Annotated in this window: 1 protein-coding gene; it reads right to left on the bottom strand. The window is 68.9% G+C overall.

Annotation, left to right across the window (positions count from 1 at the left end; translation table 11 throughout):
* Positions 1-634: cutinase family protein (locus tag OQ789_RS25700; protein ID WP_324689226.1), on the bottom strand; the 634-nt coding region annotated here is incomplete at both ends.

Genomic DNA, 634 nt, shown 5'->3' with positions numbered 1-634 from the left:
CCAGGTGGCTGGAGGCGAAGGCGACGCCCTTGTCGATCATGGCGCCGTCGTCGGCGTAGGTGTCGTGGGCGGCGAAGTTCATGCCGTCGGAGCAGACCGGGTCCTCGGTGGCGCAGACCTTGATGGTCTTGTCCTGGTAGGTGGGGCCGATGACCACGGGTGGCTCGTTGAGGAAGTTCATCGCGCGCACGTTGGGCATGCCGAACAGCACGACTGAGGAGACGTGGCTGGCGACGTCGGGGGACAGCGGTTTGGGCACGGTGTTGGGGTCGATGCCGTCGGGGACCGCGGCGGAGGTGACAAAGCCCATCACCGCGGCGCCCTGGGAGTAGCCGCCCAGCACCATTTTGGTGTTCGGGCAGTCGTGGGCCATCGAAACCACGTGTGCGCCCGCGTCTCTGACGCCGTCGATGCCGGTGGCCCATTGGTCGCTGGCGGGGTAGTTGACCGGGTAGACGTCGTAGGACCGGTTGCCGACGCGTTGGTGCAGTGCGTCGGCGAAGGCCTGGCCGGTGGGGCCGACGCCGGGTGCTTCGCCGGTGCCGCGGGCGAACACCACTTGCACGTCCGGACACTGGGCCGACGCGGTGGGGATCACGGACGTGGACAGGGCCGACACGGCCACACCCGACGC

The organism is Mycobacterium sp. 94-17, assembly GCF_035617725.1.
In the GTDB taxonomy this organism is placed as follows: domain Bacteria; phylum Actinomycetota; class Actinomycetes; order Mycobacteriales; family Mycobacteriaceae; genus Mycobacterium.
This window is presented reverse-complemented; position numbering and strand designations above follow the sequence as displayed.